This window comes from Georgenia wutianyii (assembly GCF_006349365.1).
GTDB lineage: Bacteria > Actinomycetota > Actinomycetes > Actinomycetales > Actinomycetaceae > Oceanitalea > Oceanitalea wutianyii.
Map to the genome: position 1 here is coordinate 894,823 of NZ_CP040899.1, position 26,569 is coordinate 921,391.

A 26,569-nucleotide genomic window follows, 5' to 3' on the forward strand; every position below is an offset into this window, starting at 1 on the left:
GGTGGAGGGGCATCGCGGGGGACAAAGGCGGCACAATGCCAGGGTGATGACCTCAGCCGACGAGCACCAGCCCGCCGGGGACCGCCCGGAGCCCCCCGCACCCGCCGAGGGGAGGCGCACCCAGGAGACCGCCGGCAGCTCGCCGGTGCGTGCCGGCAGTCGGGTGGTGATCATCGGCGGCGGGCCGGGCGGCTACGAGGCCGCCCTCGTCGCGGCGCAGCTCGGCGCCCGGGTCAGCGTCGTCGAGCGGCAGGGGATGGGCGGGGCCGCGGTCCTCACCGACGTCGTCCCTTCCAAGACCCTCATCGCCACCGCGGAGTGGATGACGGCGACCGACCAGTCCGCCGAGCTCGGCATCCGCGGCGGCGCCGAGGGCGCCTCGGTGGACATGGCGGCGGTCAACCGTCGCGTCCTCACGCTCGCCGCCCGCCAGTCCCAGGACATCCGCGCGCGGCTCGAGCGGGAGGGCGTCCGCGTCGTCGACGGCGTCGGCCGTCTCGTCGGGGACCTGCGCGCCGACGGCACCCGCATCGTCCGCGCGAGGACCGAGGACGGCGAGGAGGACCTCGTCGCCGAGATCGTCCTCGTCGCCACCGGCGCCCACCCGCGGGTGCTGCCCGACGCCCTGCCCGACGGCGAGCGGATCCTCACCTGGGCACAGATGTACAACCTCACCGAGCTGCCCGAGCACCTCGTCGTCGTCGGCTCGGGCGTCACCGGTGCCGAGTTCGCCGGCGCCTACAACGGGCTGGGTGTGCCGGTCACCCTCGTCTCCAGCCGTGACCGCGTGCTGCCGGGGGAGGACGAGGACGCCGCCGAGCTCATCGAGACGGTGTTCCGCCGTCGCGGCATGAACGTCCTGTCCCGCTCGCGGGCCGCGGCCGTGCGCCGGGTGGGTGGCGGCGTCGAGGTCGAGCTCACCGACGGCCGCGTCATCGCCGCCTCGCACTGCCTGCTCGCCGTCGGCGGCGTCCCGAACACCGAGGGGCTGGGCCTGGAGGACGTCGGCGTCGCGCTCACCGAGCAGGGCCACGTGCGCGTGGACCGTGTCTCGCGCACGACGGCGGTGCGCGTCTACGCCGCCGGGGACTGCACCGGCGTCCTGCCGCTCGCGTCCGTCGCCGCCATGCAGGGCCGCATCGCCATGTGGCACGCCCTGGGTGACGCGGTCGCCCCGCTCGACCTCGACGCCGTCACCGCCAACATCTTCACCGCCCCGGAGATCGCCACCATCGGCGTCACCGAGAAGGACGTGCAGGAGGGGAAGGTCGACGCCGTCGTCACCCAGCTGCCGCTCGCGCGCAACCCGCGCGCGAAGATGCTCGGCATCCGGGAGGGCTTCGTCAAGGTCATGGCCGACCGGCACTCCGGCGCCGTCATCGGCGGGGTGGTCGTCGCCCCGCGGGCGAGCGAGCTCATCTTCCCGCTCGCGATCGCGGTGACCCAGCGGATCACCGTCGACCAGCTCGCCAACGTCTTCACGATCTACCCCTCGCTCACCGGCTCGATCGCCGAGGCCGCCCGCACCCTCCACCAGACCGGGAACTGACCGTGCCCCACCCCTTGCTGCCCGACCTGCGCACCGCCGACGTCGTCGAGCTCACCCGCGCGCTGTGCGACATCCCCTCCGTCTCCGGGGAGGAGGGGCCGCTCGCCGACGCGATCGAGGCGGCGCTCGCGCCACTGCCGCACCTCGAGGTGCTCCGCGACGGGGACGCCGTCCTCGCCCGGACGGTTCTCGGGCGGCCGCGGCGGGCGGTCGTCGCCGGCCACATCGACACGGTGCCCGTCGCCGGGAACCTGCCGAGCGAGCTGCGCGAGGTCGAGGGCCAGGAGGTGCTGTGGGGCCGGGGCAGCGTCGACATGCTCGGCGGGGTCGCCGTCGCCCTCCACCTCGCCGCCCGGCTCACCGCCCCGGCGTGGGACGTCACGTGGGTGTTCTACGACAACGAGGAGGTCGAGGCGGAGCGCAACGGGCTGGGTCGCCTCGCCCGCAACCACCCCGACTGGCTCGCCGCCGACTTCGCCGTCCTCGGTGAGCCGAGCAACGGCGGCATCGAGGGCGGGTGCAACGGGACGCTGCGCGTCGCGGTGCGCACCACCGGGCGGGCCGCCCACTCGGCCCGGGCCTGGCGCGGGGTCAACGCCATCCACCTCATGGCCCCGGCCCTCACCCGGCTGTCCGCCTACGAGCCGCGCTCGGTCGAGGTCGACGGCCTCGTCTACCGCGAGGGCCTGTCGGCCGTGGGGATCTCCGGGGGCATCGCGGGCAACGTCGTGCCCGACGCCTGCGAGCTCCTCGTCAACTACCGCTTCGCCCCCTCCCGGTCCCTCGCGGAGGCCGAGGCGCACGTCCGGGAGGTGTTCGCGGGTTACGACGTCACCGTCGTCGACGCGGCGGCGGGCGCGCGTCCCGGGCTCGACGCCCCGGGAGTGGCGGAGTTCGTCGACGCCGTCGCCCGGGTCACCGGGGGTGGCCCCGCGCCGAAGTACGGGTGGACCGACGTCGCCCGTTTCGCCGCCCTCGGGGTGCCCGCCGTGAACTTCGGCCCGGGCGACCCCTCCCTCGCCCACGCCGACGACGAGCACTGCCCGACCGTCCAGATCCGCGACTGCGCCACCGCGCTGGAGGCGTGGCTGACCGAAGGAGCGTCATGAGGTCCTACAGCAAGAACGACCGTCCCGCCTCGCTGCGGACCCGGCCGGCCGACGGCCGCGACTCCGAGGTCTACCGCAAGGGCCCGGTCACCCTGCGCGGCCAGCAGATCCCCGAGGAGACCTCCGACGAGCGCCTGCTCGCCGCGGACGGTGACTCGGACTGGGTGCACTCCGACCCGTGGCGGGTGATGCGGATCCAGAGCGAGTTCGTCGAGGGCTTCGGCGCGCTCGCCGAGCTCGGCCCGGCGATCAGCGTGTTCGGCTCGGCGCGCATCCCGGACGGTGCCCCGCAGTACGTGCTCGCCGAGGAGATCGGCCGCCGGCTCGTCGAGTCGGGCTACGCCGTCATCACCGGCGGCGGGCCCGGCGTCATGGAGGCGGCGAACAAGGGTGCGTGCGAGGCCGGCGGGGTGTCCGTGGGGCTGGGCATCGAGCTGCCCTTCGAGCAGGGCATGAACGAGTGGGTCGACCTCGGCGTCAACTTCCGCTACTTCTTCGCCCGCAAGACGATGTTCGTCAAGTACTCCCTCGGGTTCATCGCGCTGCCCGGCGGCTTCGGGACGATGGACGAGCTGTGGGAGGCCCTCACCCTCGTCCAGACCGGCAAGGTGCGCTCCTTCCCCATCGTCCTCGTCGGGTCCGACTACTGGGGCGGGCTGCTCGAGTGGACCCGCACGACGATGGTCGAGGCCGGCACGATCTCCGCCGAGGACGTCGAGCTCATCCAGCTCGTCGACACCGCGGAGGAGGCGGTCGACCGCATCCAGCACCGCCTCGAGCTGCTCGACGACGAGGCGCAGGCGGTCGCCCGGGCGGCGGAGGAGACGCGGCGCGGCTGAGCGCGGGCATTCTTCCGCAGCCACCTCTCTCACCCCGCGCGGGGGAGGGGTGGACTAGACTGGATCCTGGTGTGCTGTACAACCTGCGGCACGACACGAGACAGAATGGGGAGCCAGATGGCCGCGATGAAGCCGAGGACCGGGGACGGGCCGATGGAGGTCACGAAGGAGGGACGCGGCATCGTCATGCGCGTTCCCCTCGAGGGTGGCGGCCGTCTCGTCGTCGAGCTGACGCCCGCCGAGGCCGGCGAGCTCAGCGAGGCCCTCAGCGCCGTCGCCTCCTGACCATCAGATGACCGCTCTGAGCGAGCTCGGCCTCACCGAGCTGCCCGAGGTCCTGGCCGCCGACGACTCGCCGGAGGCCGCCGACCGGTGGCTCACGACCGCTGACGCCCTCGTCGTCGCGGTCGCCCCGCCGGTGTCCGGGGAGGAGGGCGTCGACCCCCGTCCCGGCACCGCGGACGCCGCGGCCCGGTACGGCATCGACCTCGCCGACCTCGTCGCCCGGCACGACCTCACCGGCGCGGCCGGTGAGTCGGCCGTGCTCGACCTGCCCAGGCCACTGCCCGGTCGCAGCTTCGGGTGGGAGGGCCTGCCCTCCCGGCTCGTCGTCGTCGGCGTCGGTGACGCCGGCCCCGACGCGATGCGCACGGTCGGCTCGGTCCTGTGCCGCACGACGGCGGGCCTCGGCACCGTCGTCACGGCCGTCGGCGCGCTGGCCGGCTCCGCCGCGCTCGCGGCGCTGCTCGAGGGCTTCTGGCTGACCGCCTACCGCGGCCCGCGCCGCGCGGCGTCCCCGCGGCCCGGCAAGCCGGCCGCGGAACGCCTCGTCCTCCTCGGCAACACCGAGGACGCCGGGGTCGTGGCGGCCGCACGCGTGGCCGCCACCGCGACGGTCCGCGCCCGCTTCCTGGCCGCGACGCCGTCGAACGTCAAGAACCCGCAGTGGCTCGCCGAGCGCGCGGTGGAGCTCGCCTCCACCACGCCCCGCGTCACCGCCGTGGTGCACGACGAGGCGTGGATCCGCGCCCAGGGGATGGGTGCCCTGCTCGCCGTCGGCTCCGGGTCGGCGACCCCGCCGCGGCTCGTCACCGTCACCTACGACCCCGGCACCCGCGGTGCGCGCACCGTCGCGCTCGTCGGCAAGGGCATCACGTTCGACACCGGCGGCATCTCGATCAAGCCGCGCGAGTCGATGGTCGGGATGAAGACCGACATGGCCGGCGCCGCCGCAGTGCTCGCCGCCGTCCTCGCGGCAGCCGAGCTCGGCCTGCCCCACCGGGTGGTCGGCGTGCTCGCGCTCGCCGAGAACGCCGTCGGCGCGGGCTCCTACCGGCCCGGCGACGTCGTGCGCGCCTACGACGGCACGAGCATCGAGGTCTCGAACACCGACGCCGAGGGCCGCATGGTCCTCGCCGACGCGATGGCCTGGGTGCGGCAGACCGCCCGTCCCGACGTCCTCGTCGACGTCGCGACGCTCACCGGCGCCGTCACCCTCGGCCTGGGCCGCACCCACGCCGGCCTGTACGCGACCGACGACACGCTGGCGGCCGCGCTGACGAGCGCCGGTGAGGTGAGCGGGGAGCGCGTGTGGCGCCTGCCGCTCGTCGAGTCCTACCGCGCGAGCCTGGACTCCTCCGTCGCCGACATCTCCCACCAGTCGCGTGACCCGCACATCATGGGCGGGTCGATCACCGCGGCGCTGTTCCTCCAGCGGTTCGCCGGGGACACCCCGTGGGCGCACCTCGACATCGCCGGCGCCGGCCGCGCGACCAAGGCTCGCCACGAGATCCCGGAGGGCCCCACAGGCTACGGAGCCCGCCTCCTCCTGCGCTGGCTCACCGACCTGGCCTGACGAGCACGCCCGACGCGGCCACCGCGCCGCGCCACACGCGCCTCACACCACACGCGCCGAGAGCTGGATCATGCACAGTGCATGATCCAGCTCTCGGCGGTTGAGGGGCGTGCCCCGGGGACACCTGTGCGAGGTTGTCCGGCGCCGGGGCTGCGTCAGTCGTCCTCGGTGAGGAGGGGGTAGACGCCGTTCTCGTCGTGGACCTCGCGGCCGGTGACCGGGGGGTTGAAGACGCAGATCGTGCGGATCTCGGTCCGCGGGCGCACGACGTGCTTGTCGTGCTCATCGAGCAGGTACGTCGTGCCCGGGCGCAGCTCGTGCGTCTCACTCGTGCCGAGGTCGGTGATCGTCCCCTCGCCCTCGATGACCATCACGGCCTCGATGTGGTTGGCGTACCAGAACTCGTTCTCGGTGCCGGCGTACAAGGTGGTCTCGTGGACCGAGAACCCGGCCTTGTCCCGCGCGAGGATGATGCGCTTGGAGCGCCAGCTCGGCGTCCGGACGTCGAACTCGGTGTCGTCGAGGTCGTGGAAGCTGCGGACGATCATGAGGGGGTCTCCTTCTCGAGGACGGTGACGACGGCCTGCTGGAGTGCGCATCCCGCCCTCGAGCTCTCGACGGTCGAGGGGGCCCGGCGTCAGGACGCGGCCGCGGCGGACTCCCGCTCGGCGCGCTTGCGCGCCCGCTCGAGGGCCCGGGTGCGCTGCTCGCGCGCGTCCTTCTCGAGCGTGGCGGCCCGCTCCTCGTCGCGGGTGAGGTTGTCCCCGGACTGGGCGTCGAAGACGTGCATCTCGGTGGGGTCGAACCACAGCTCGGCGGTGTCGCCCGCGCGCACGGTGCTCACCGAGTCCAGGGAGATGATGAGCTGGGAGCGCATCCCCTCGCCGTCGAGGTCCCGGTCGAGGTCCTCGAGCTGCTGGCGGACGGCGTCGTGCGTCTCGAACGGGATGTAGGCGTAGAGGACCTCCCCGAGCCACTCGGTGACGTCGACGTCCGCCTCGAAGTGCACACCGGCGCCCGCGCGGTCCGGCTCCAGGGTGTCGGCGTCCTCGAAGGAGTCGGGGCGGATGCCGACGATGACGATGTCGCGGTCCCCGACGGCGGCGCGGAGCCGGTCGTCGAGGGGCACCTCCGCGATGGGCAGGCGCAGGACGTCGCCCTCGACGATGCCCGGCAGGAAGTTCATCGGCGGGGAGCCGATGAACCCGGCGACGAAGAGGTTGACCGGCTGGTCGTACAGCCCGCGAGGACTGGCCACCTGCTGCAGCTCGCCGCGGCGCAGCACGGCCACCCGGTCCCCGAGGGTCATCGCCTCGGTCTGGTCGTGGGTGACGTACACGGTCGTCGTGGCGAGGTTGCGCTGCAGCCGGGCGATCTCCGTGCGCATCTGCCCGCGGAGCTTGGCGTCGAGGTTGGACAGCGGCTCGTCGAAGAGGAACGCCTTGGCACGCCGCACGATCGCACGGCCCATCGCCACGCGCTGGCGCTGCCCGCCGGAGAGGTTGGCGGGCTTGCGCTGCAGGTGCTCGTCCAGCTCGAGGAGCTTGGAGGCGTTCCGCACGCGCTCGTCGATCTGCTCCTCGGTGTACTGGCCCTTGGCCAGCCGCAGCGGGAAGGCGATGTTCTCGTAGACCGTGAGGTGGGGGTACAGGGCGTAGTTCTGGAAGACCATCGCGAGGTCCCGGTCGCGGGGCGCCTTGTCGTTGACGACCTCGTCCCCGATGCGCAGCTCGCCGTCGGTGATGTCCTCCAGCCCGACGATCATCCGCAGCAGGGTGGACTTCCCGCAGCCGGAGGGCCCGACGAGGATGACGAACTCGCCGTCGGCGATGTCGAGGTCCACCCCCTTGACGGCGGTGAAACCGTCCGGGTAGGTCTTGACGACGTTGTCGAGGGTGATCGATGCCATGGGAGGACTCCTTTGCGGGCTCAGCCCTTGACTGCGCCTTGGGTGAGGCCGGACACGATGCGCCGCTGGAAGAGCAGCACGACGATGACGACGGGCACGGTGACGACGATGGCCGCCGCCGAGATCGCGCCGGTGGGCTCCTCGAACTGCGAGGCGCCGGTGAAGAAGGACAGCGCCGCCGGGACCGGACGGGCGGCGCTGGTCGAGGTGAGCGAGATGCCGTAGACGAAGTCGTTCCACGCGATGAAGAACGCGATGATCGCCGTGGTGAACACGCCGGGCGCCGCGAGCGGGACGACCGCCTTGCGGAAGGCCTGGAACGCGGTGGCGCCGTCCACCTGCGCCGCCTGCTCGAGCTCCCACGGGATCTGCCGGAAGAACGCGGCGAGGGTCCAGATCGAGATCGGCAGGGTGAGGGACAGGTAGGGGATGATGAGGCCGGGCCACGTGTCGTACAGGCCGATGGAGCGCCAGAGGTTGAACAGCGGCGTGACGATCGAGACGACCGGGAAGACCGAGACCGCCAGTGCCGTCGTGAGGATGACCCGCTTGCCGGGGAAGTCGAGCCGGGCGATGGCGTAGGCGCAGAACGTCGCGAGGACGACGGCGATGAACGTCGCGATGAGCGAGATGCCGATGGAGTTGCGCAGCGACGGGAGGAACAGGTCCTGGGCGCTGCCGCCCGGCGCGAGGATCGTCTCGTAGTTCTCCCAGGTCCACTCCTCGGGGAGGAACGTGCCGGAGAAGAGCCCCGCCTGCGTCTTGAAGGACGTCATGAGGATCGAGGCGACCGGGAAGAGCGACCACACGAGCACGACGAGCGTGATGGCGATCCACCCGACCTTCTGCTTCGCGGACAGCCCTCTCATCACTTGCCTCCCGTCGTGCCGGCGAGATCCACCTTGAAGCCCTTGACGGCCACCCCCGCGATGATGAGCACGCAGAGGAACAGCAGGACGGAGATCGCCGAGCCGAGCCCGATCTCCAGGCGACCGATCGAGGTGTTGTAGGCGAGCAGGGACAGCACCTCGGTGTCGTTCGCGCCGCGCGTCATGATGTAGACGTTGTCGAAGATCCGGAAGGCCTCCAGCGCCCGGAAGAGCACGGCGACCATGATCGCCGCCTTCATGTTCGGCAGGATCACCCGGCGCAGCACCTGCCAGCCGGTCGCGCCGTCGACCTTGGCCGCCTCCTCGAGCTCTCCCGGCACCTGTGCCAGGCCGGAGAGGAGGAGCAGCGAGATGAACGGGGTGGTCTTCCAGACCTCCGAGGCGATGATGACGAACAGCGAGGTGCCCGCCTGGGCGAACCAGTTGAGGTTCTCGGTGATTCCCGGGACCCAGCTGAACCAGTGGTTGACGTAACCGGTGTCGATGTCGAAGGCGTACAGCCAGGCGAAGGCGGAGACGACGGTGATGATGCCGTACGGCACGAGGATCGCCGTGCGGATGAGCCCGCGCAGGCGCTGGATCGCGCGGTGCATGACGAGGGCGAGCAGGAACCCGAGGATGAGCTCGATGAGCACCGTGATGACGGTGATGAGCGCGGTGACCCCGAGCGAGCGCCAGAACACCGGCTCGCCGAGCACCACCTGGTAGTTGCGGAACCAGATGAGCTCGGTCTCGTCGGGGGCGGTGAGCCGCAGGCTGAACAGCGAGTCGTACAGCGCCTGGAGGATCGGGTAGAGCGTGACGAGCAGCATGATGACGAACGCCGGGCCGGCGAGGTACCAGCCGAGCCGGGCCTCCGACCGCGAGCGGTCCGAGGTCCGCCGGGAGCGGCGACGGCCGTTCGCGCGCGGCGTCGTTCCGTCGGGACGCTGCCCGGCTGCCGGACCGGCAGCGGGGATGTTGGAGCTCATAGCAGCCTCTCGTCTCGCAGGACCGCGCTGATGAAGTCGGCCGACTCGCCCGGTGTGGTCTCGGGGTCGACCGAGGCCGGCGGGTACCACGTCTCCTGCAGGCCGATGGAGACCTCGTTGTAGTACGGCGTCTGCGGACGGGGGACGGCCAGCTCGAGGGACTCCCGGATGGTCTCCGCCATCGGGAACTCCTCGGTCACCCGCTCGTCCTCGTACGCCGAGACGGATGAGGGCGGGTTGCCGTTCGTCACGAAGTACGTGGCCTGGTGCTCTGGCCGGACGATGCACCCGACGGCCTCGTAGGCGTCGTCGATGTGCTCGCTGAACGCGCTGACACCGAGGTTGATCCCGCCCACGGGGGGAGCGGTGTCGGTGTCCTCGTCCACCCGCGGGTACAGCGCCCACCCGATGTCCTCGACGATCTCCGGGTTCGAGGCGTTGAGGGCCGGCCAGATGAAGGGCCAGTTGACCATGAAGGAGCCCTGGTCCCCCCGGAAGACGTTCATCGAGGCGTTCTCGTCGGCGGTCGGGAAGCCGGAGCCCGCCAGGCCCTCCTGGCCGATCCTGCGGAGCACGTCGGCCGCGGCGCGCCCGGCGTCGGAGTCGAGCGCGAACTCCACCTCCTCGGCCGTGGCCTCGGGGTTGGTGATGACCTCACCGCCGGCCGAGGCGATGAGGGCGTTGATCCAGACGGTGAGCGACTCGGCCTTGGCGCCCTGCACCCCCAGGCGGACGTCGAGGTCGCTCGCGGTGTCGATGAGCTGCTCCCAGGTGACCGGCTGCTCGAGGTCGAGCCCGGCCTCCTCCGCCACCGACTTGCGGTACCAGAGCAGCTGGGTGTTGGCCCAGAAGGGCACGGTGACGAGCTCGTCGGCCCAGGTGGCGGAGTCGACGGCGCCCTGGACGACGTCCTCGGTCTCCTGCAGCTCCTCCGGCACCGGCGCGAGGAACCCGGCCTCGGCGAGCTCGGGGATGAACGGCGGGTCGAGGCTCATGATGTCGATCGAGGAGTCCGACGCCGCGAGGCGCCGGGCGAGCTGCTCGCGCTGGGAGGCGGCGTCGCGGGGGAGCAGCGAGGTCTCGATGACGTACTTGCCGTCCGCCTCCTCGCTGCAGATCTGCGCGAGCTCCTCCTGACCACCGTCGTCCGGGTTGATGTACCAGGTCAGCACGGGTGGCCCGGACTCACCGGCGCAGGCACCGAGGCCCAGGGCCAGGGCGAGCGCCAGGGCCGTGGCTGTCGTCCGCGGTCGTCGCACGATGCCCCTCCTCGGCGTCGAGACCGGTCTGCCGCGACCGGCTTCGTCACACAGGAAACACGTGGTGGGCGAAGTGCGCATCCGGAGGCGCGTCGGGGTGGAGGACGACGTCGGCGGGGCCCGTTCAGTCGCGGGCGCGGGGCTCCTCGTCGGCCGGCTCGCGGGCCGCCTCCGGCTCCTCGTCCTCCTCCGGCTCCGCGGCGGTCTGCGTGTCGCCGGCGGGGGCGTCGGCCGGGGCCGCGACGTCCGCCCGGAGCGAGGGGAGCTCGGCGGTCGCGTTCGGGTCGAAGCCCGCCTCGTCGGCGTCCGTCTCCTCGGCGTCCTCGGTGGCCTCGGCCCAGTCCTCGGGCCGCCCGGGCACGACGACGGGCTCGCGGTGGCCGATCGGCTCGGCGTCGCGCACCTGCTCGGCGAGGTCGGCGAGCATCGCGGTGGCGTCGGCGACGACGGCGTCGTTCCCGGTGTTGACGCCGTGCACGAGCCAGCGGGCCAGGGCCAGCTCGCCGACGAGCTGGGCACGGTCGAGCAGGTAGGTGTCGGCGTTCTCGGGCCGGGCGAGGGCGTAGGCCTCCTCGATCGCGTCGAGGCAGTCCTCCGGGGCGCTGGCGAGCAGCCACGCGAGGTCGACCGCCGGGTCGCCGACGTGCGCCTCGGAGAAGCTGATGACCGCGCTCACCTCGCCGTCCAGGACGAGGACGTGCTCCTCGGCGAGGTCACCGTGGACGGGGGTGGTGCGGAAACGCCACAGCGCGACGTCCTCCAGTGCCCGCTCCCACCGCTCGAGCACGAGGGTGGGCACGTGCCCGGTGCGGGCGGCGATGTCGACCTCGGCGAGGCAGCGCTTGCGGTACTCCTCGGCGGTGTAGCTCGGCAGGCCGGCGTCCTCGACGACGCTCGCCGGCAGCTCGTGGAGAGCGGCGAGGCAGCGGCCGAGGTCCGCGGCGAGGCCGGGGCCCGGCCCGAGCCGCTCGAGGTCGAGCGGCCGGCCGCGCAGCTGGCGGTAGACCATCGCTCGGCCGCCCTCGGGCAGGGCCGCGAAGCCCGCGGGCTCCGGCACGGCGAAGGGCAGCGCGCCACTGGTCACGTACGGGGCGAGGGCGGCGAGCAGCACGACCTCCGCCTCCAGGGCGGCACCCGCGGAGGGGTGCAGGGGGCAGCGCACGACCCACTGCCGGCCGCCCGAGTCGAGCACCCCGGTGACCTGGAAGTCGGCCGTGGTGCTCTGGGGCGACCGGGTCGCCACGACGTCGAGCCCGGGCACCGCCGCCGTGGCGAGCGCCGCCAGAGCGAGGGGGGATCTGCGTGCCACGGGCCAACCCTAGGCCGACCAGGCCCCTCAGCGCCCGACGCGGCACGGCGCGCCTCAACTTCGGCCGGTACGGTGCCGACGTGGTCCTCGCCCAGCTGCCCCTCGCCCGCACGACCGTCGACGCCGACGGCGCGGCCCGCGCCCGTCCCGACCTGCTCACCGAGCTGCGTCGGGACGACGCCACCCGTGTCGTCCTCGTCCACCGAGGGCTCCTCGGCGTGGCGGAGGACGACGGGCTCTCGCTGCTCCCGGTCGCGGACGTGCCGGACGCGGCGTGGACCGCCGAGCACGTCCTCTACCTCGGCCGGCAGGGAACCGCGCGGTACGTCGCGCTCGTCCTGCCCGAGCACCTCGGCCAGGAGCGGGACCTCGACGGCGCACCCGTCGACACCGACGCGCCGCTCGTGAGCCTCGCCGCCGGCGCCCGCTTCGCCCACCTGCGTGACGTCGGGGACCGGCTCTGCGACCGGGACACCGGGCTGGCGACGACGGCGGTGGCGCTCGCGGCCTGGCACGAGCGCAACCCGCGCTGCCCACGGTGCGGGGAGGCGACGGAGGTCGTCGAGGCCGGCTGGGTCCGCCGGTGCCTCGTCGACCACTCGCTGCACTACCCGCGCACCGACGCCGCGGTGATCATGGCCGTGGTCGACGCCGCGGACCGGCTCCTCCTCGGGCACGCGGCGCACTGGCCGCAGCGGCGGTACTCCACGCTCGCCGGCTACGTCGAGCCCGGGGAGTCGCTCGAGGCCGCCGTGCGCCGGGAGGTCGCGGAGGAGACCGGCGTCGTCGTGGGCGACGTGCGGTACGTCGGCAGCCAGCCCTGGCCCTTCCCGTGCTCGCTCATGACGGCGTTCCGGGCGCAGGTCGCCGAGGGCGCAGGCACCGACGTCGTCGTGGACGGCGTCGAGCTCACCGCCGCCCGCTTCTTCAGTCGGGAGGAGCTCGGGGCGGCCGTGGCCGCCGGCGAGGTGCACCTGCCGACGCGCACGTCCATCGCCCGCGCCCTCATCGAGGACTGGTTCGGGGGCCCGCTCCCGCAGCCGCCCGCCTGACGGGGCCCCGCCTGACGGGGCTCAGCCCAGCCGGGTGCGGACCTCGGCGAGGGAGGGGTTGGTCGCCGCGGAGCCGTCCGGGAAGAGCACGGTCGGCACCGTCTGGTTGCCGCCGTTGACCTCCTCGACGAAGCCCGCCGCCTCCGGGTGCTCCTCGATGTTCACCTCGCGGTAGCCGATGCCCTCGCCCTCGAGCTGCTTCTTCAGCCGGCGGCAGTAGCCGCACCAGCTGGTCGTGTACATCGTGATGGTGCCGGGCTCGGGCGCGGTCGTGGTCAACGTGGCTCCTCGTGGTCGGAATGCTCTGCAGACCGTAACGCGCCCGCGCCCCCGCGCATTTCCTCCCGCGTCGCGGCTGGGGACGGCGCACCCGCGTGTCGGCGCAGGCTGAGACACTGGCGGGGATGACGAGCACGACCATCCCCAGCAGCGAGGAGCTCCTCGCCGCCCTGGACGACGACCAGCGCGCCGTCGCCCAGCACCTCACCGGGCCGCTGTGCGTCCTGGCGGGCGCCGGCACGGGCAAGACCCGCGCGATCACCTACCGCATCGCCCACGGCGTGCGCTCCGGGGCCTACAACCCCACCGCGGTGCTCGCCGTGACGTTCACCGCCCGGGCGGCGGGGGAGATGCGCTCGCGGCTGCGCGACCTCGGCGTCGGCGGGGTGCAGGCCCGGACCTTCCACGCCGCCGCCCTGCGCCAGCTGTCCTACTTCTGGCCCGCGGCCATCGGCGGCGGGGTGCCCAAGGTGCAGGAGCACAAGGCGCCGCTCGTCGCCGAGGCGTCCTCCCGGCTCGGGCTGGCGGTCGACCGCGTGAGCATCCGCGACCTCGCCGCCGAGATCGAGTGGGCCAAGGTCAGTCTCGTCACCGCCGAGGACTACGTCGCGCGCGCCGCGGCCGCCGGACGCGAGGGTGCCCCGGCCGGGCAGGACCGCGCCACCGTCGCGCGGCTGCTCGAGCTCTACGAGGACGTCAAGACCGAGCGCGGCGTCATCGACTTCGAGGACGTCCTCCTCCTCACCGTCGGGATCCTCGAGGAGCGCGCCGACGTCGCGGCCGAGGTGCGCCGGCAGTACCGACACTTCGTCGTCGACGAGTACCAGGACGTCTCCCCGCTCCAGCAGCGCCTGCTGGACCTGTGGCTGGGGGAGCGCAGCGAGCTGTGCGTCGTCGGGGACGTGTCCCAGACGATCTACTCCTTCACCGGGGCGAGCCCGCGCTTCCTCACCGACTTCTCCCGCCGCTTCCCCGGCGCCGCCGTCGTGCGGCTCGTGCGCGACTACCGCTCCACCCCGCAGGTCGTCTCGCTCGCCAACCAGGTGCTCGAACGGGCCGGGCGCCACCGCTCGAGCGCGGCGGTCCACCTTCAGGCGCAGCGCCCCTCCGGCCCCGCCGTCCGGTTCGAGGCCTTCGACGACGACGTCGCCGAGGCGGCCGGGGTCGCCGCGCAGATCGCCCGGCTGGAGAAGGGCGGGGTGCCGCGCCACGAGATCGCCGTCCTCTACCGGACCAACGGGCAGGCCGAGGCGGTGGAGCAGGCGCTCGCGCAGGCCGGCATCTCCTACCTCGTGCGCGGTGGCGAGCGCTTCTTCTCCCGGCGGGAGGTGCGCGAGGCCGTCGTGCTGCTGCGTGGGGCGGCCCGCTCGGCGGCGGGCCAGCCGATGCCCGAGGCCGTGCGGGACGTCCTCGGCACCGTCGGCTGGTCCGCCGACCCGCCGTCGGCCCGCGGCGCCGTCCGGGAGCGGTGGGAGTCGCTGCAGGCGCTCGTCGCGCTCGCCGACGACCTCGCCGCGACCCGGGACGCGGACCTTCCCGGGCTCGTCGCCGAGCTCGAGGAGCGGGCCGCCGTCCAGCACGCCCCGACCGTCTCGGGCGTCACCCTCGCCTCCCTCCACGCGGCCAAGGGGCTGGAGTGGGACGCGGTGTTCCTCATCGGCGTGAGCGAGGGGCTGCTGCCCATCTCCCTCGCCGAGACGGAGGACGCCGTCGCCGAGGAGCGCCGGCTGCTGTACGTCGGGATCACCCGGGCGCGCGAGCACCTCATGCTCTCCTACGCCCGGGCGCGCACGGTCGGCGGGCGCGCCTCGCGCAAGCCGTCCCGCTTCCTCGACGGGCTGTGGCCCGACGGCGAGCGGGGCCGGCGCCGTCCCGCGGCCCGGACCTCGGGACGGGACCGGCTCGCCGAGGTCGCCGCGAGCGACCCCGAGGGCGCCGAGCTCGTCGGGCGGCTGCGTGCCTGGCGCGACCAGGTCGCCACGGCCACCGGCAAGCCGCGCCACAGCGTCCTGCACGACACCACGCTCGCGGCGATCGCCGAGGCCCGCCCCAAGGACCTGCGCCAGCTCGGCTTCCTTCGCGGCGTCGGGGCGGCGAAGCTCGAGGCGTACGGCCCGGCCGTGCTCGCGATCGTGCGCGGCGAGGAAGTCCTCGTCGACCCACCCGGAGCCTGACGCTCTCGCCCGCAGCACAGCCGGCTCCGGGCCCCCGGGCGAAGTGCGCAGAACAGTCGCCGTAAATACCTTGCCCCCCGTCCGGAGGCGGGCGTAATGTCCTCCACGTCCGTGACCGAACAGGGCCCGTGCCTAGCCAGCACACGGGGGCCCCATGTGCGAGAGGGAGGTGAACCGCAGTGACCAAGAACGTAGCCGCCGGCCGAGCACGAGCCGAGTGGGCCGGGATGCTCCGGTTCACCAGTCCCGCTGCCGGCGTCGCCGGTATGCCGGCCCGCCCTCGCCCGTACCTCGCCCCCATCGGGGGCGGCACGTTCCGGACGTCGTAGAACAGCACCCGTTCTCCGCCGGACCGCGCCGCTCCTCACTGCGGTCCACCCCTCCCGGGGAATGCCGCAGTCGATCCCAGACCCGGCTTCGCACCCACGGAGACACTCGTGCAACTCACCACCCTTCTCGACCGCCTCAGCCAGGGGTCGTCACAGTCGTGGCCGCTCCCCGAGGAGGCGATGGCCCTCGTCCTGGAGGAGTCCACCGCGCTCGCCCCGTGCCAGGAGGCACACGACCCGGACCTGTGGTTCGCCGAGCGTCAGGCGGATGTCGAGTTCGCCAAGACGCTGTGCCGCACCTGCCCCGTGCGCGAGGCCTGCCTCGCCGGTGCCCTCGAGCGCGCGGAGCCGTGGGGCGTGTGGGGCGGCGAGGTGTTCATCGGCGGTGAGGTCGTGGCCACGAAGCGTGGTCGCGGTCGTCCCCGCAAGCACCAGCCGGCGGCCTGACGTCACGCGGGGGCCGGCTGGGCACCGCCCGGCACCACCGCGAGGCCGGTGCACCCGCACTCCGGGTGCACCGGCCACTGCCGTGTCCGGGGCACCGGCCGGCGCGCGTCGACGGCCAGGCTCGTGCCCGACGTCGCGACGGGACGCCCGTCGAGGTGGGCGAGGACCTCGCCCACCGCGGTCCCGGCGGCGAGCAGCGCCGACGTCGCCTCGACCCCGCGGTCCGGGGCACCGAGGAGCTGGGTCGCCAGCGCCGGCCAGCGGTCGTCGGCGTCGGTGCGGTGCAGCTCGACGCACCGCCCGCACGGTCCGCCCCCGGGCGTGACGAGCGGCCCGACGAGGACGTCGACCTCGCGGACGACGACGAGCAGGTGGGTGACGTCCTCGCGCACGAGCGGCCGCAGCCGGACCGGGTCGCTGACGCCGTGGTCGACGAGCACGACGAGGTCGGGCCGGGTGCGCGGCGGCGCGGAGGTGCGCACGTGCGGGTAGGTGAGCCGCAGGATCCCCCGTGCCCGGTCGCCGCGCTGCTCCCCGACGTCGCGCAGGGTGTAGCCCCCGAGGCCGACGTCCTCGCGCCGCACCCGGGCGCGGTCCTCGGTGAGCAGGGTGCCGACGCCCGCCGCCGCGAGCCCGCTCGCCAGGAGCAGCCCGAGGCGGTCGAGCCCGAGCACCGCGACCACCGCCTCCTGGCGGCGCGTGAGGACGTCGCGCGCGTCGCGCTGGGCGACGCGCGACCAGTGGTCGAGCTCGGCGCCCAGGCCGTGGTGGCCGACGGCGGGGTCTCGGTCGCGCTCGAGGGCGCCGCACGCCTCGAGCCGCGTGAGCAGCTCGCGCACCCGCGGCGCCCGGATCCCGAGCTCCCGGCCCCGGGCGAGGACGGCGCTCTCGCTCGTCTCCCGGCCCAGGCCCTCGAGGAGCCGCTGCTCCTCGACGCTCAGCCCGTCGAGGACGACGGCGAGCTCCGGGTCCGCGTGGACCTGGCTCGTGCCCTCGCGGCGCCACAGCACGTGGCTGCCTGGTCGTAGTCGCATCCTCGCCCTCCCGCGCCCAGGATGGCACCGCGAGCGGTACGTCGAGGGTCCCGGCCCGCCTCCTGTGGACAACGCCGGGGGAGCGCCCCGGCGCGTCGGTGGGTCGCCGTAGCCTGGAGACATGACGCAGATCGAGGTGAGGCGGAGCCGTCGCCGGACCAAGACCGTGCAGGCGTTCCGCGAGAACGGCCGCACGGTCGTGGCGATCCCCGACCGCTTCACCCGCGCGGAGGAGGAGGAGTGGGTGGCGCGGATGGTCGCGCGTCTCGAGCGCAGCGGGCAGCGCCGTCGCCCGTCGGACGCCGAGCTCGCCGAGCGCGCCGGGCGGCTCTCCGAGCGCTACCTCGAGGGCCGCGCCCGTCCGCAGACCGTGGCCTGGGTGAGCAACCAGGCCACCCGGTGGGGCTCGTGCACCCCGTCCACCGGCACCATCCGCATCTCCGACCAGCTCAAGGGCATGCCCTCGTGGGTGCTGGACTACGTCCTCGTCCACGAGCTCGCCCACCTGCTCGCAGCCGGGCACGGCCCGGACTTCTGGGCGTGGGTCGAGCGCTACCCGCACACCACCCGGGCGCGCGGGTTCCTCGAGGGCGTGTCCTTCGCCCGGCGCGAGGCCGGGCACGCGGCGCCCGGACCGGACGAGGAGCCGGCCTAGCCGGCGGGCCGCCCGCCATCGTCGGGCTCGCCCTCGCCGGGCTCTCCCTCGCCGGGGCCAGCGGCCTCGTCGGTGCCCTCGTCCGCCGTCGGTGCCTCGACTCCCGGCTGCTCGGTGCCGGCGAAGATGCTCGCGAGAGCGGCATCGACGTCGTCCTGGCCGGCCGCGGCGGCGTCCCGGGCGGCGACGAAGCCGGCGGGGTCGTCGAGCTCCTCCGCGGTCGGCATGAGGTCGAAGTGCTCCCACAGGGAGTCACGGGCCTCCTGGCCGCGCTCGCGGCCGAGGTTGCTCCACAGCTCGGCGGCCTCACGCACCCGCCGGGGCCGCAGCTCGAGCCCGACGAGCGAGGCGAAGGTCTGCTCGGCCGGCCCGCCGGCCGCCCGGCGGCGGCGGATCATCTCGCGCAGCGGGACCGCGTGGGGGAGGTGCGGGGCCACCGCCTGGCCCGCGACGACCTCGACCCACCCCTCGACGAGGGCCAGCGCCGTCTCCAGCCGCAGCAGCGCAGCCTCCTGGGCCTCGCTGCGCTCGAGGACGAACACGCCGCCGGAGAACGCCTCACGCAGCGCCTCGGGGTCGTTCGGGTCGAGGGAGCGCATGGCCTCCTCGATGGCCCCGGTGTCGATGGAGATCTCCCGCGCGTAGGCCTCGACGGCGCCCAGGAGGTGGGCGCGCAGCCACGGCACGTGGGCGAAGAGGCGGGCGTGCGCGACCTCGCGCACGGCGAGGAACAGGCGCACCTCCTCCTCCGGGGCGTCGAGCCCCTCGGCGAAGGCGGCGACGTTGGCGGGGACGAGCGCGGTGTCCGGGGCCTCGACGAGCGGCAGGCCGGTGTCGGACGTGCCGAAGGCCTCGCCGGCGAGCGTGCCGACGGCCTGGCCCACCTGCATGCCGAACACGGCGCCACCGAGCCGGCGGATCATCCCGCCCGCACCGCCGGCGAGCCCCGCGGCGAGCGGGTGCTCCCCGAGCTCGCCGGCCTGCTCGTCGAGCACGCTCTCCATCGCCCGCGCCACCGAGGTGGCGATCGGCTCGGCGAGACGCTTCCACGTCGGCATGGTCCGCTGCGCCCAGTCGCTGCGGGACCACGCCTGCTTGGTGCCCGTCGTCGGTCCGAGCTCGGTGGCGGCGTCGAGCCAGAGGTCGGCGACCTGCAGCGCCTGGGTCACCTGCGCGGCCTGGGCGGCGGTGAGGGTCGGGTCCCCGGCCTGGCGCACGGCCTGGCCCGCGAGGTCCCCGGCCAGCGCCCAGTTCACCGGGTCGTTCCCGCCGGCAGCGAGCACCTGCTGCATCTGCTGGAGCATCATGGCGAGCTGGTTGCGGTCCTGCGGCAGGCCGGCCGCGGTGGCCATCGTCTCGGGGTCGAGGCCGGCGGCGCGCATGGCGCTCATCGCCTCCTCGGCTGCCTGCGGTCCGAGCATGGACCGCAGGAGCTCCTCCCAGCTGTCCTCACCGGGGCGACTCGGGTCCTCGCTCATCTCCGCTGCTCCAGTCCTCGGGGAGTTCCACGGTAACCCCGCCACCGTCGCGGTCAGGCTCCCCGCCGGGCCGTTTCGCCCAGGGCGAGACACGGTCGGCGGCGTGGTCGCCGCCGGGTGATGATGAGGCGGTGCGCCTTCGACCCGACCAGCCGCCCGCGACCCAGCCGCAGTGGCCCGACGACGACCGGCCGCTGCTCAGCCCCCGCACGGTGACGGCGGCGGTCGCGGGCGCGGTGACGTTCGTCCTCGCGCTCACGATGCTCTTCGTCACCCCTCCGTACGCGATCCAGAGCCCCGGCCCCACCGTCGACACGCTCGGTGACGTGGACGAGGACGTCCCGCTCATCACCGTCGAGGGCGCCGAGACCTACCCGACGGACGGGGAGCTGCTGCTCACCACCGTCTCCACGCGCGGCGGGCCGGGGTACCCGGCGACCGCGGCGCAGGTCGTCGCCGGGTGGCTGTCGGGCAGCACGACCGTCGTCCCGCGGGAGTCGGCCTTCGACCCGGACCAGACCCGGGAGGAGGTCCAGGAGGAGTCCAGCCTCCAGATGAGCTCCTCGCAGACCAACGCGACCGTCGCCGCGCTCACCGAGCTCGGCACCGACGTGCCCACCCAGCTGACGGTCGCCGGGACCTCCCCGCACGGCGCGTCGGCCGGGCTGCTGGAGTCCGGGGACCGTCTCCTGTCGATCTCCACGCCAGACGGCGGGCAGACCGAGCTCACCTCCTTCGCCGTGCTCGACGACGTCCTGGGCCGGACCCCGCCCGGGTCCACGGTCACCCTCGGGGTGGAGCGCGGTGGGGAGGAGACGACGGTCGACGTCGTCACGGGCGACGACGGCAAGGGCGGCAGCCTGCTCGGCGTCATGATCTCCCCGGACGTCGAGCTCCCGTTCGAGGTCGACTTCGCCATCGAGAACATCGGCGGCCCGAGCGCCGGCCTCATGCTCACCCTCGCGATCATCGACAAGCTCACGCCCGAGCAGCTGACGAACGGCGAGGTGGTCGCCGGGACCGGCACCGTCGACCTCGCCGGCGACGTCGGCCCGATCGGCGGCATCCGGCAGAAGATGGCGGGTGCGGTCCGCGACGGCGCCACGCTGTTCCTCGCCCCGGTCGAGAACTGCGACGAGGTGACCGGCCACGTCCCCGACGGGCTCGAGGTCATCGCCGTCGACACGGTCTCGGACGCCGTCACGGCCCTCGAGGCGGTCGGCGCGGGGGACACCGGGGACCTGCCGCGCTGCCCCGCCTCCTAGGCGGGCCGGCCTTCTAGTCGAAGGTCGCGCGCAGCGCCTCGACGAGGCCGGGCACCGCGTCGGGCGAGCCGCCGACGGCGTCGTCGGAGTCGTGGAGCCGGGAGCGCAGCGCGCACCAGGACTCGCCGGTGCGCAGCACGCCGACGGCGATCCGCACATCCTGCCGGTCGGGGTGGGCCTCGAGGTAGGCGACGGCGGCGTCGGGGTCGCGGGGCATGTCGGTCTCGGCCTCCGGCGGCACGACGATGCGCTCGACGACGATCGCGGCGCCGTCGACCTCCGCCGGCCACGCGAGCTGGGCGAGCAGCTCCTCGAGCGTCGCCGCCTGCGGCAGGCCGTCCTGCTCGATCGACAGGAGGTGCTCGGGGTCGGCGGTGGCCGAGTCCACGGCGCCCTCGGGCAGCTCGCTCGCGATGGCGGGGTTGACGGCCAGGGCGTCCGCCGTGCGGACGAGGGAGAAGACGAGCACCGGGGAGTCCCACCCCAGCGAGCTCACGTGCCGTTCGATGTCGAGGACCGCCCCCTGGAGGGCGCGCTGGCGGGGGCTGAGGTCGGGAGCCGTCATGCGGCCATGATCCCCCACCGCTCCCCACCCGAACCACTCGCCCCCGACGGGGCGCGGCGCCGGAGGCGCAGCGTCGCCTGCCGGACGGCGGAACGGCGGGTGTGGGAACCTAGGTGCAGGGCCGCGCGTTCGCCCCATGAGGGCGGGTCTTTGCCGCCCACCGCCAGTACGACGACCGAAGGTGCCACCTCGTGACAGCTGCCCCCGCCCCACGTCCACCGCGACCGGCCGGAGGCCGACGACGCGGTGCCCTCGTGCCCACGCTCATCGTCCTCGCGGCGCTCGCGGTGCTCCTCATGATCACCGCCCAGCTGTGGACCGAGGTGCTGTGGTTCTCCCACCTGTCCTTCGAGGACGTCCTGTGGCGTGAGTGGGGCACCCGTGCGGTGCTCTTCGTCCTCGGGTTCGTCCTCATGGCCGTGCCCGTGTGGCTCGGGCTGCGCCTCGCCTACCGGTCGCGGCCGATCTACGCCCCGGTCACCCCCGAGCAGCAGAACCTCGACCGCTACCGCGAGAGCGTGGAGCCGCTGCGCCGCCTCGTCATGATCGGCGCCCCGCTCGTCCTCGGCCTGTTCGCCGGCATCTCGGCGACCGCCAACTGGCGCGCGGTCCTCATGTGGCTCAACCGTGAGCCCTTCGGGCAGACGGACCCCGAGTTCGGCATGGACATCGGGTTCTTCGTCTTCACCCTGCCGCTCATGCGCACGATCGTCTCCTTCCTCATGACGGTCGTCCTCATCACGGCGGTGGCCTCGCTCGTCACGCACTACCTCTACGGCGGCATCCAGATCGGCGGCCGGCCGCAGCGGGTGACCAACGCGGCCCGGATCCAGCTGTCGATCATGGCCGGGGTGTTCGTCCTGCTCATCGCGGCGAACTACTGGCTTGACCGCTACTCCCTGCTCGTCGGCCAGAACGACCGGTTCGCCGGCGCGTCCTTCGCCGACATCAACGCCAACCTGCCCGCGCGCACGATCCTCGCGGTCATCGCCGTCATCATCGCGGTGCTCTTCTTCGTCTCCGCGTTCCGCGGCAGCTGGCTGCTGCCCGCCGCGGGCGTGGGCGTCATGATCGTCTCGGGCGTCGTCGTCGGCGGCATCTACCCGGCGATCGTCCAGCGCTTCCAGGTGACGCCGAACGCGGTGGAGGCGGAGTCGCCGTTCATCCAGCGCAACATCGACGCGACGCTCGTGGCCTACGGCCTGGACGACATCGAGACCGAGCCCTACGACGCGGTCACCGAGACCGAGGCCGGCCAGCTGCGCAACGACTCCGAGTCGACCGCCAGCATCCGCCTCCTCGACCCGAACATCGTCTCCCCGACGTTCCGCCAGCTGCAGCAGAACCGGCAGTACTACGACTTCGCGCAGACCCTGGCGGTCGACCGGTACGTGATCGACGGCGAGAAGCGCGACACCGTCATCGCGATCCGCGAGCTCAACCAGGAGGGCCTGGGCTCCGACCAGCGCACCTGGGTCAACGACCACACGGTCTACACGCACGGCTTCGGCGCCGTCGCCGCCTACGGCAACACGGTCGCCGCGGACGGTCAGCCGGCCTTCTTCGAGTACGGCATCCCCTCGATCGGTGAGCTCGGGGAGTACGAGGAGCGGGTCTACTTCGGCCAGAGCACCCCGGAGTACTCGATCGTCGGCGCCCCGGAGGGCACCTCGCCGTGGGAGCTGGACTACCCCAGCGACGACGCCCCGCAGGGCCAGGTGAACACCACCTACGACGGCGACGGCGGGCCGAGCCTCGGCAACTTCTGGAACCAGCTCCTCTACGCGATCCGCATGGGCTCGGAGCAGATCCTCTTCTCCGACCGCGTGAACGCCGACTCGCAGATCCTCTACGACCGCGACCCGCACGAGCGCGTCCAGAAGGTCGCCCCGTACCTCACGCTCGACGCCCGCGCCTACCCCGCGATCGTCGACATGGACGGCGACGAGTCGACCCCGAAGGACCTCGTGTGGATCGTCGACGGGTACACGACGACGAACGAGTACCCCTACTCCGCCCGTGAGTCCCTGGAGGACGCGACGACGGACGCGCTGACCGACGAGCTCGGCGGCGTCGTCGTCGGCCCGGCGCCGGAGGAGGTCAACTACATCCGCAACTCCGTCAAGGCGGTCGTCAACGCCTACGACGGTGAGGTCACGCTCTACGAGTGGGACCCCGAGGACCCGATCCTCCAGACGTGGAAGAACGTCTTCCCCGACCACATCCAGCCGATCAGCGAGATCAGCGGCGACCTCATGAGCCACCTGCGCTACCCGGAGGACCTGTTCAAGGTCCAGCGCGAGCTGCTCAGCCGCTACCACGTCACCGACGCGGCCTCGTTCTACTCCGGCGGCAACTTCTGGAACATCCCGAACGACCCGACCGCCGGCGAGGGCGTCCCGCAGCCGCCGTACTACCTCACGCTGCAGATGCCGGGGCAGGAGAGCGCAGAGTTCTCCCTCACCTCGAGCTTCATCCCCGGTGGTCAGACCGACCGGAACATCCTCACCGGGTTCCTCGCGGTGGACTCCGAGACGGGCAACACCCCGGGGGAGGTGAGAGAGGGCTACGGGCAGCTGAGGCTGCTCGAGCTGCCCTCCGACGTCACCGTGCCCGGACCGGGACAGGTGCAGAACACCTTCAACTCCAACCCGACGATCTCCACCGAGCTCAACCTGCTCGAGCAGGGCGGGTCGCAGGTGCTGCGCGGGAACCTGCTCACCCTGCCCGTCGGTGGCGGTCTGCTCTACGTCCAGCCGGTGTACGTCCAGGCCTCGGCCGGCACCCAGTACCCGCTGCTGCAGTACGTCCTCGTCGCGTTCGGTGAGGAGATCGGCTTCGCGCCGACGCTCACCGAGGCGCTGGACCAGGTGTTCGGCGGTGACTCCGGTGCGGAGGGCGGTGACGCCGACGTCGTCGGCGAGACGCCCGACGACCAGCCGGCGACCGACGAGCCCGGCGGCACGACCGAGGTCGACGCCGCGGCGCAGGAGCGGCTGACCCGGGCCCTGCAGGACGCCAACCAGGCGCTCGAGGACGGCCAGGCCGCCCTGAGCGAGGGGAACTGGGTGAACTACGGCCAGGCCCAGGAGCGCCTCCAGGAGGCGCTCGAGGCGGCCAGCGAGGCACAGGCCGAGCTCGACGCCGCCGCGGCCGGGACGCCGCCGCCCCCGGAGGACGGTGCCACCGCGCCGGCCGACGAGGCGACGACACCGGCCGCCGACAGCGGAGGCTGACAGGGCTCCGGCGGGCGGTGAGGCTACTCACAGCCCGCCGGATTGCCCTGGGTGGGCATCGCCGCGTAAGGTGGTGCTTACCGACGCGGGGTGGAGCAGTTCGGTAGCTCGCCGGGCTCATAACCCGGAGGTCGCAGGTTCAAATCCTGCCCCCGCTACCAGGAGAAGGCCCGGACCATCAGGTCCGGGCCTTCTGCGTTGCCCGGTGCGGCGCCGCCGGTGCGCCGGCCCGGGGCGACGGCTCAGCGGCCGTGGTGCGGGACGCGGATGAGCGGGACGGGGAAGCGGGCTGCGCGGATGGGGTCGAGGGTGTCGTCGGTGATGCCGGCCGTGAAGTCCTCGAAGCCGAAGACCTTGAAGAGGGCCTCACGCCCGAACTTGGTCGAGTCCGCGACGAAGAAGGACTGCGCGGCGATCGACTGCATCTTGCGCTTGAGCTCGATGGCGTAGCTGCTGCTCGCGTAGATCCCGTCGTCCATCACGCAGCCAGCCCCGAAGATCGCCACGTTGACCCGCATCGTCTCCAGCTGCTGGATCGACATGGGTCCCCACATCGACGTGCTGGCCGGCAGCAGCTCCCCGCCGACGAAGACGAGGTTGATGTGGGGCTTGGTGGAGATCTCCAGGCCGACGGCGAGATCGTTCGTCACGACGGTGAGGCGGGCGTGGTCCAGGTGCCGCGCGACCTCCAGGCAGGTCGTACCGCCCTCGAGGAGGATGGTCTGCCCCTCGTAGATCCGCTCGGCCATGGCGGCACCGATCGCACGCTTCTCCGCGCGTTGGGTGCCCTGCTCGGTGAGGGCCTCGGGCTCCTCGTCGGCGAGGACGGCGGCGGCGCCCCCGTGGGTCCGCACCACCACACCGTCGCTGGCGAGACGGTCGAGGTCACGCCGGATCGTGGAGGCATCCACGCCGAAGTGTTCGGCGAGCGTCTTCACGCTCTGGAAGCCGCGCTCTTCGACGAGCTCGGCGATCTGCTGGCGGCGCGACATCGTTGACCTTCCGCTGAATCGGACCTCATGTTAGCAAACGCATCGGTGCACGATAACACGCACGCGATGCACGGACCCACGCGACGAGCGCGCAGAGTCCGATTGGACGTGCGCAAGAAACGCGCTTATGGTGACGAGAGTCAGGCAACCTGACGCACGATTAACCAGGACGATGCGCGGACGCGGGGGTCCAAGCGCTCGATCACGAGGGAGTGACGAATGAGGAACAAGAAGCTCACCACCGGAGTCGTTGCCGCTGGGCTGGCCACCATGCTCCTGGCAGCCTGTGGCTCCGTGAACGACGGTGCGGCGCCCGCGGGCGACGCCACCGCCGGCGGCAGCGGCGAGGCCGCGGACATGACGATGGTCACCGTCGTCAAGGTCAAGGGCATCGCGTGGTTCGACCGGATGGACGAGGGCGTGCTCGCCTATGGGGAGCGCACCGGGATCGACACGCGCACCGAGGGAGGTGACGACGTCTCCCCGGAGAAGCAGATCCAGATCATCCAGGACCTCATCGCGCAGAAGCCGACCGCCATCACGGTGGTGCCCAACTCCCCGGAGGCGCTGTCGGCCGTCCTCGCCCAGGCCCAGGCCCAGGGCATCATCACGGTCGCGCACGAGGCGACCGGCATCGAGAACGTCGACATCGACATCGAGGCCTTCGACAACGCTGACTACGGCGTCGACATCATGGACAACCTCGCCCAGTGCATGGGCGAGGAGGGCGAGTACGTCCAGTTCGTCGGCGGTCTCACCGCGAAGACCCACATGGAGTGGGTGACCGCGGCGTACGACCACCAGCTCGAGAACTACCCGAACATGACCCGGGTCGAGGCGCCGATCGAGAGCACCGACAACGAGACCGCCGCCTACGAGAAGGCCAAGGAGATCCTCGCGAAGTACCCCAACCTCAAGGGCTTCCAGGGATCCGCCGGCAACGACGTGCCGGGCATCGCCCGCGCGATCGAGGAGGCCGGCCTCGAGGACTCGACCTGCAACATGGGCACCTCCATCCCGTCCGCCGCGGCCAAGTTCCTCGAGACGGGCTCCATCGACAAGATCTTCTTCTGGGACCCCGCCCTCGCCGGTGAGGCCCAGCTCGAGATCGCCCGCATCCTCGCCGGGGGTGGCTCGATCGAGGTCGGCACCGACCTGGGCATCGAGGGCTACGAGAGCCTGCGGAAGATGGACGGCTACGACAACGTGTTCGTCGGCAACGCCGGCATCTCCGCCGACGCGGAAGAGGCCAAGAACTACGCGTTCTGACCGGTCCAGCGTGTGCGGGGCGGAGGACCTCCCGCCCCGCACCGCTGGTGGCGCTTCCCGACGGCGGGCGGCGCGGCAGCACGAGATCCGTTGAGAGGCGCACA

General features: G+C 73.0%; 23 protein-coding genes and 1 tRNA gene. 13 read left to right on the forward strand and 11 right to left on the reverse strand.

The features are described 5' to 3' along the window. The first annotated feature begins 46 nt into the window (after positions 1 to 46). The 5 genes from FE251_RS03965 (at position 47) to FE251_RS03985 (ending at position 5,352) form a co-directional block, all read left to right on the forward strand. Positions 47 to 1,549, forward strand: a complete 1,503-nt coding sequence (locus tag FE251_RS03965; protein WP_139947999.1) for an NAD(P)H-quinone dehydrogenase — start codon at positions 47 to 49, stop codon at positions 1,547 to 1,549. 2 nt (positions 1,550 to 1,551) lie between these two features. After that, positions 1,552 to 2,658, forward strand: coding sequence for a succinyl-diaminopimelate desuccinylase (gene dapE, locus FE251_RS03970; protein ID WP_230976538.1), 1,107 nt, complete (start codon positions 1,552 to 1,554; stop codon positions 2,656 to 2,658). Then, on the forward strand, positions 2,655 to 3,497 hold the full coding sequence (locus tag FE251_RS03975) for an LOG family protein (RefSeq protein ID WP_139071078.1): 843 nt from the start codon (positions 2,655 to 2,657) through the stop codon (positions 3,495 to 3,497). Before dapE ends, FE251_RS03975 begins: the two co-directional genes overlap by 4 nt. 117 nt (positions 3,498 to 3,614) lie before the next feature. After that, a complete protein-coding gene (locus FE251_RS03980) occupies positions 3,615 to 3,782 on the forward strand; it encodes a DUF3117 domain-containing protein (protein ID WP_139071077.1) in 168 nt (55 codons plus the stop codon). Positions 3,783 to 3,789: 7 nt separating this feature from the next. Further along, entirely contained in the window at positions 3,790 to 5,352 is a 1,563-nt protein-coding gene (locus tag FE251_RS03985; RefSeq protein WP_139948001.1) for a leucyl aminopeptidase family protein, read from the forward strand. Positions 5,353 to 5,507: 155 nt separating this feature from the next. Here FE251_RS03985 and FE251_RS03990 read toward each other — a convergent pair whose 3' ends face one another. The 6 genes from FE251_RS03990 to FE251_RS04015 form a co-directional block, all read right to left on the reverse strand. Beyond that, on the reverse strand, positions 5,508 to 5,900 hold the full coding sequence (locus tag FE251_RS03990; RefSeq protein ID WP_139948003.1) for an ectoine synthase: 393 nt from the start codon (positions 5,898 to 5,900) through the stop codon (positions 5,508 to 5,510). Positions 5,901 to 5,989: 89 nt separating this feature from the next. Beyond that, the gene (locus FE251_RS03995) at positions 5,990 to 7,261 is read right to left on the reverse strand and encodes an ABC transporter ATP-binding protein (RefSeq protein WP_139948005.1); all 1,272 of its coding nucleotides are present in this window, start codon (positions 7,259 to 7,261) and stop codon (positions 5,990 to 5,992) included. Positions 7,262 to 7,281: 20 nt separating this feature from the next. After that, positions 7,282 to 8,130 (reverse strand): carbohydrate ABC transporter permease, encoded by an 849-nt coding sequence (locus FE251_RS04000; RefSeq protein ID WP_139072858.1) that lies wholly within the window; start codon positions 8,128 to 8,130, stop codon positions 7,282 to 7,284. Beyond that, positions 8,130 to 9,122, reverse strand: a complete 993-nt coding sequence (locus FE251_RS04005; RefSeq protein ID WP_139948007.1) for a carbohydrate ABC transporter permease — start codon at positions 9,120 to 9,122, stop codon at positions 8,130 to 8,132. The genes FE251_RS04000 and FE251_RS04005 overlap by 1 nt, the downstream gene beginning before the upstream one ends. Continuing rightward, positions 9,119 to 10,384 carry an extracellular solute-binding protein gene (locus tag FE251_RS04010; RefSeq protein ID WP_407925292.1) on the reverse strand — a complete coding sequence of 422 codons (1,266 nt, stop codon included), beginning with the start codon at positions 10,382 to 10,384 and terminating at the stop codon, positions 9,119 to 9,121. Before FE251_RS04010 ends, FE251_RS04005 begins: the two co-directional genes overlap by 4 nt. A gap of 121 nt (positions 10,385 to 10,505) precedes the next feature. After that, complete coding sequence (locus FE251_RS04015; RefSeq protein WP_139948011.1) at positions 10,506 to 11,690, reverse strand: macrolide 2'-phosphotransferase; 1,185 nt, start codon at positions 11,688 to 11,690, stop codon at positions 10,506 to 10,508. Between the two features lie 80 nt (positions 11,691 to 11,770). Here FE251_RS04015 and nudC point away from each other — a divergent pair, with 80 nt between their 5' ends. Further along, entirely contained in the window at positions 11,771 to 12,742 is a 972-nt protein-coding gene (gene nudC, locus FE251_RS04020; RefSeq protein ID WP_139948013.1) for an NAD(+) diphosphatase, read from the forward strand. 21 nt (positions 12,743 to 12,763) lie between these two features. On the opposite strand, the gene FE251_RS04025 is transcribed toward nudC, so the two are convergent. Then, the gene (locus FE251_RS04025) at positions 12,764 to 12,985 is read right to left on the reverse strand and encodes a mycoredoxin (RefSeq protein WP_139949246.1); all 222 of its coding nucleotides are present in this window, start codon (positions 12,983 to 12,985) and stop codon (positions 12,764 to 12,766) included. A 161-nt stretch (positions 12,986 to 13,146) separates the two neighbouring features. Here FE251_RS04025 and FE251_RS04030 point away from each other — a divergent pair, with 161 nt between their 5' ends. Next, positions 13,147 to 15,195 carry an ATP-dependent helicase gene (locus FE251_RS04030; RefSeq protein WP_139072853.1) on the forward strand — a complete coding sequence of 683 codons (2,049 nt, stop codon included), beginning with the start codon at positions 13,147 to 13,149 and terminating at the stop codon, positions 15,193 to 15,195. Between the two features lie 437 nt (positions 15,196 to 15,632). Beyond that, complete coding sequence (locus tag FE251_RS04035; protein WP_407925281.1) at positions 15,633 to 15,971, forward strand: WhiB family transcriptional regulator; 339 nt, start codon at positions 15,633 to 15,635, stop codon at positions 15,969 to 15,971. Positions 15,972 to 15,973: 2 nt separating this feature from the next. On the opposite strand, the gene FE251_RS04040 is transcribed toward FE251_RS04035, so the two are convergent. After that, entirely contained in the window at positions 15,974 to 17,005 is a 1,032-nt protein-coding gene (locus FE251_RS04040; protein ID WP_139948015.1) for a thiamine biosynthesis protein ThiF, read from the reverse strand. Positions 17,006 to 17,126: 121 nt separating this feature from the next. Between FE251_RS04040 and FE251_RS04045 the strand changes: the two genes are divergently transcribed. After that, positions 17,127 to 17,660: a M48 metallopeptidase family protein gene (locus FE251_RS04045; RefSeq protein WP_139948017.1), complete on the forward strand. Its 534-nt coding sequence runs from the start codon at positions 17,127 to 17,129 to the stop codon at positions 17,658 to 17,660. Here FE251_RS04045 and FE251_RS04050 read toward each other — a convergent pair. Next, entirely contained in the window at positions 17,657 to 19,138 is a 1,482-nt protein-coding gene (locus tag FE251_RS04050) for a zinc-dependent metalloprotease (protein WP_139072850.1), read from the reverse strand. The genes FE251_RS04045 and FE251_RS04050 overlap by 4 nt on opposite strands. A 131-nt stretch (positions 19,139 to 19,269) precedes the next feature. Between FE251_RS04050 and FE251_RS04055 the strand changes: the two genes are divergently transcribed. After that, complete coding sequence (locus FE251_RS04055) at positions 19,270 to 20,403, forward strand: YlbL family protein (protein WP_230976540.1); 1,134 nt, start codon at positions 19,270 to 19,272, stop codon at positions 20,401 to 20,403. 13 nt (positions 20,404 to 20,416) lie between these two features. Here FE251_RS04055 and FE251_RS04060 read toward each other — a convergent pair whose 3' ends face one another. Further along, positions 20,417 to 20,968 carry a PPA1309 family protein gene (locus FE251_RS04060; RefSeq protein WP_139948019.1) on the reverse strand — a complete coding sequence of 184 codons (552 nt, stop codon included), beginning with the start codon at positions 20,966 to 20,968 and terminating at the stop codon, positions 20,417 to 20,419. 191 nt (positions 20,969 to 21,159) lie between these two features. On the opposite strand from FE251_RS04060, the gene FE251_RS04065 reads away from it, so the two are divergent. Further along, positions 21,160 to 24,204: a UPF0182 family membrane protein gene (locus tag FE251_RS04065; protein WP_407925282.1), complete on the forward strand. Its 3,045-nt coding sequence runs from the start codon at positions 21,160 to 21,162 to the stop codon at positions 24,202 to 24,204. An 84-nt stretch (positions 24,205 to 24,288) separates the two neighbouring features. Then, positions 24,289 to 24,365 (forward strand) — tRNA-Met (locus tag FE251_RS04070). An 81-nt stretch (positions 24,366 to 24,446) separates the two neighbouring features. Here FE251_RS04070 and FE251_RS04075 read toward each other — a convergent pair. Further along, the gene (locus tag FE251_RS04075) at positions 24,447 to 25,196 is read right to left on the reverse strand and encodes a DeoR/GlpR family DNA-binding transcription regulator (protein ID WP_139948023.1); all 750 of its coding nucleotides are present in this window, start codon (positions 25,194 to 25,196) and stop codon (positions 24,447 to 24,449) included. A gap of 219 nt (positions 25,197 to 25,415) precedes the next feature. Here FE251_RS04075 and FE251_RS04080 point away from each other — a divergent pair, with 219 nt between their 5' ends. Continuing rightward, positions 25,416 to 26,465 carry a substrate-binding domain-containing protein gene (locus tag FE251_RS04080; protein ID WP_139948025.1) on the forward strand — a complete coding sequence of 350 codons (1,050 nt, stop codon included), beginning with the start codon at positions 25,416 to 25,418 and terminating at the stop codon, positions 26,463 to 26,465. The last annotated feature ends 104 nt before the right edge of the window (positions 26,466 to 26,569 follow it).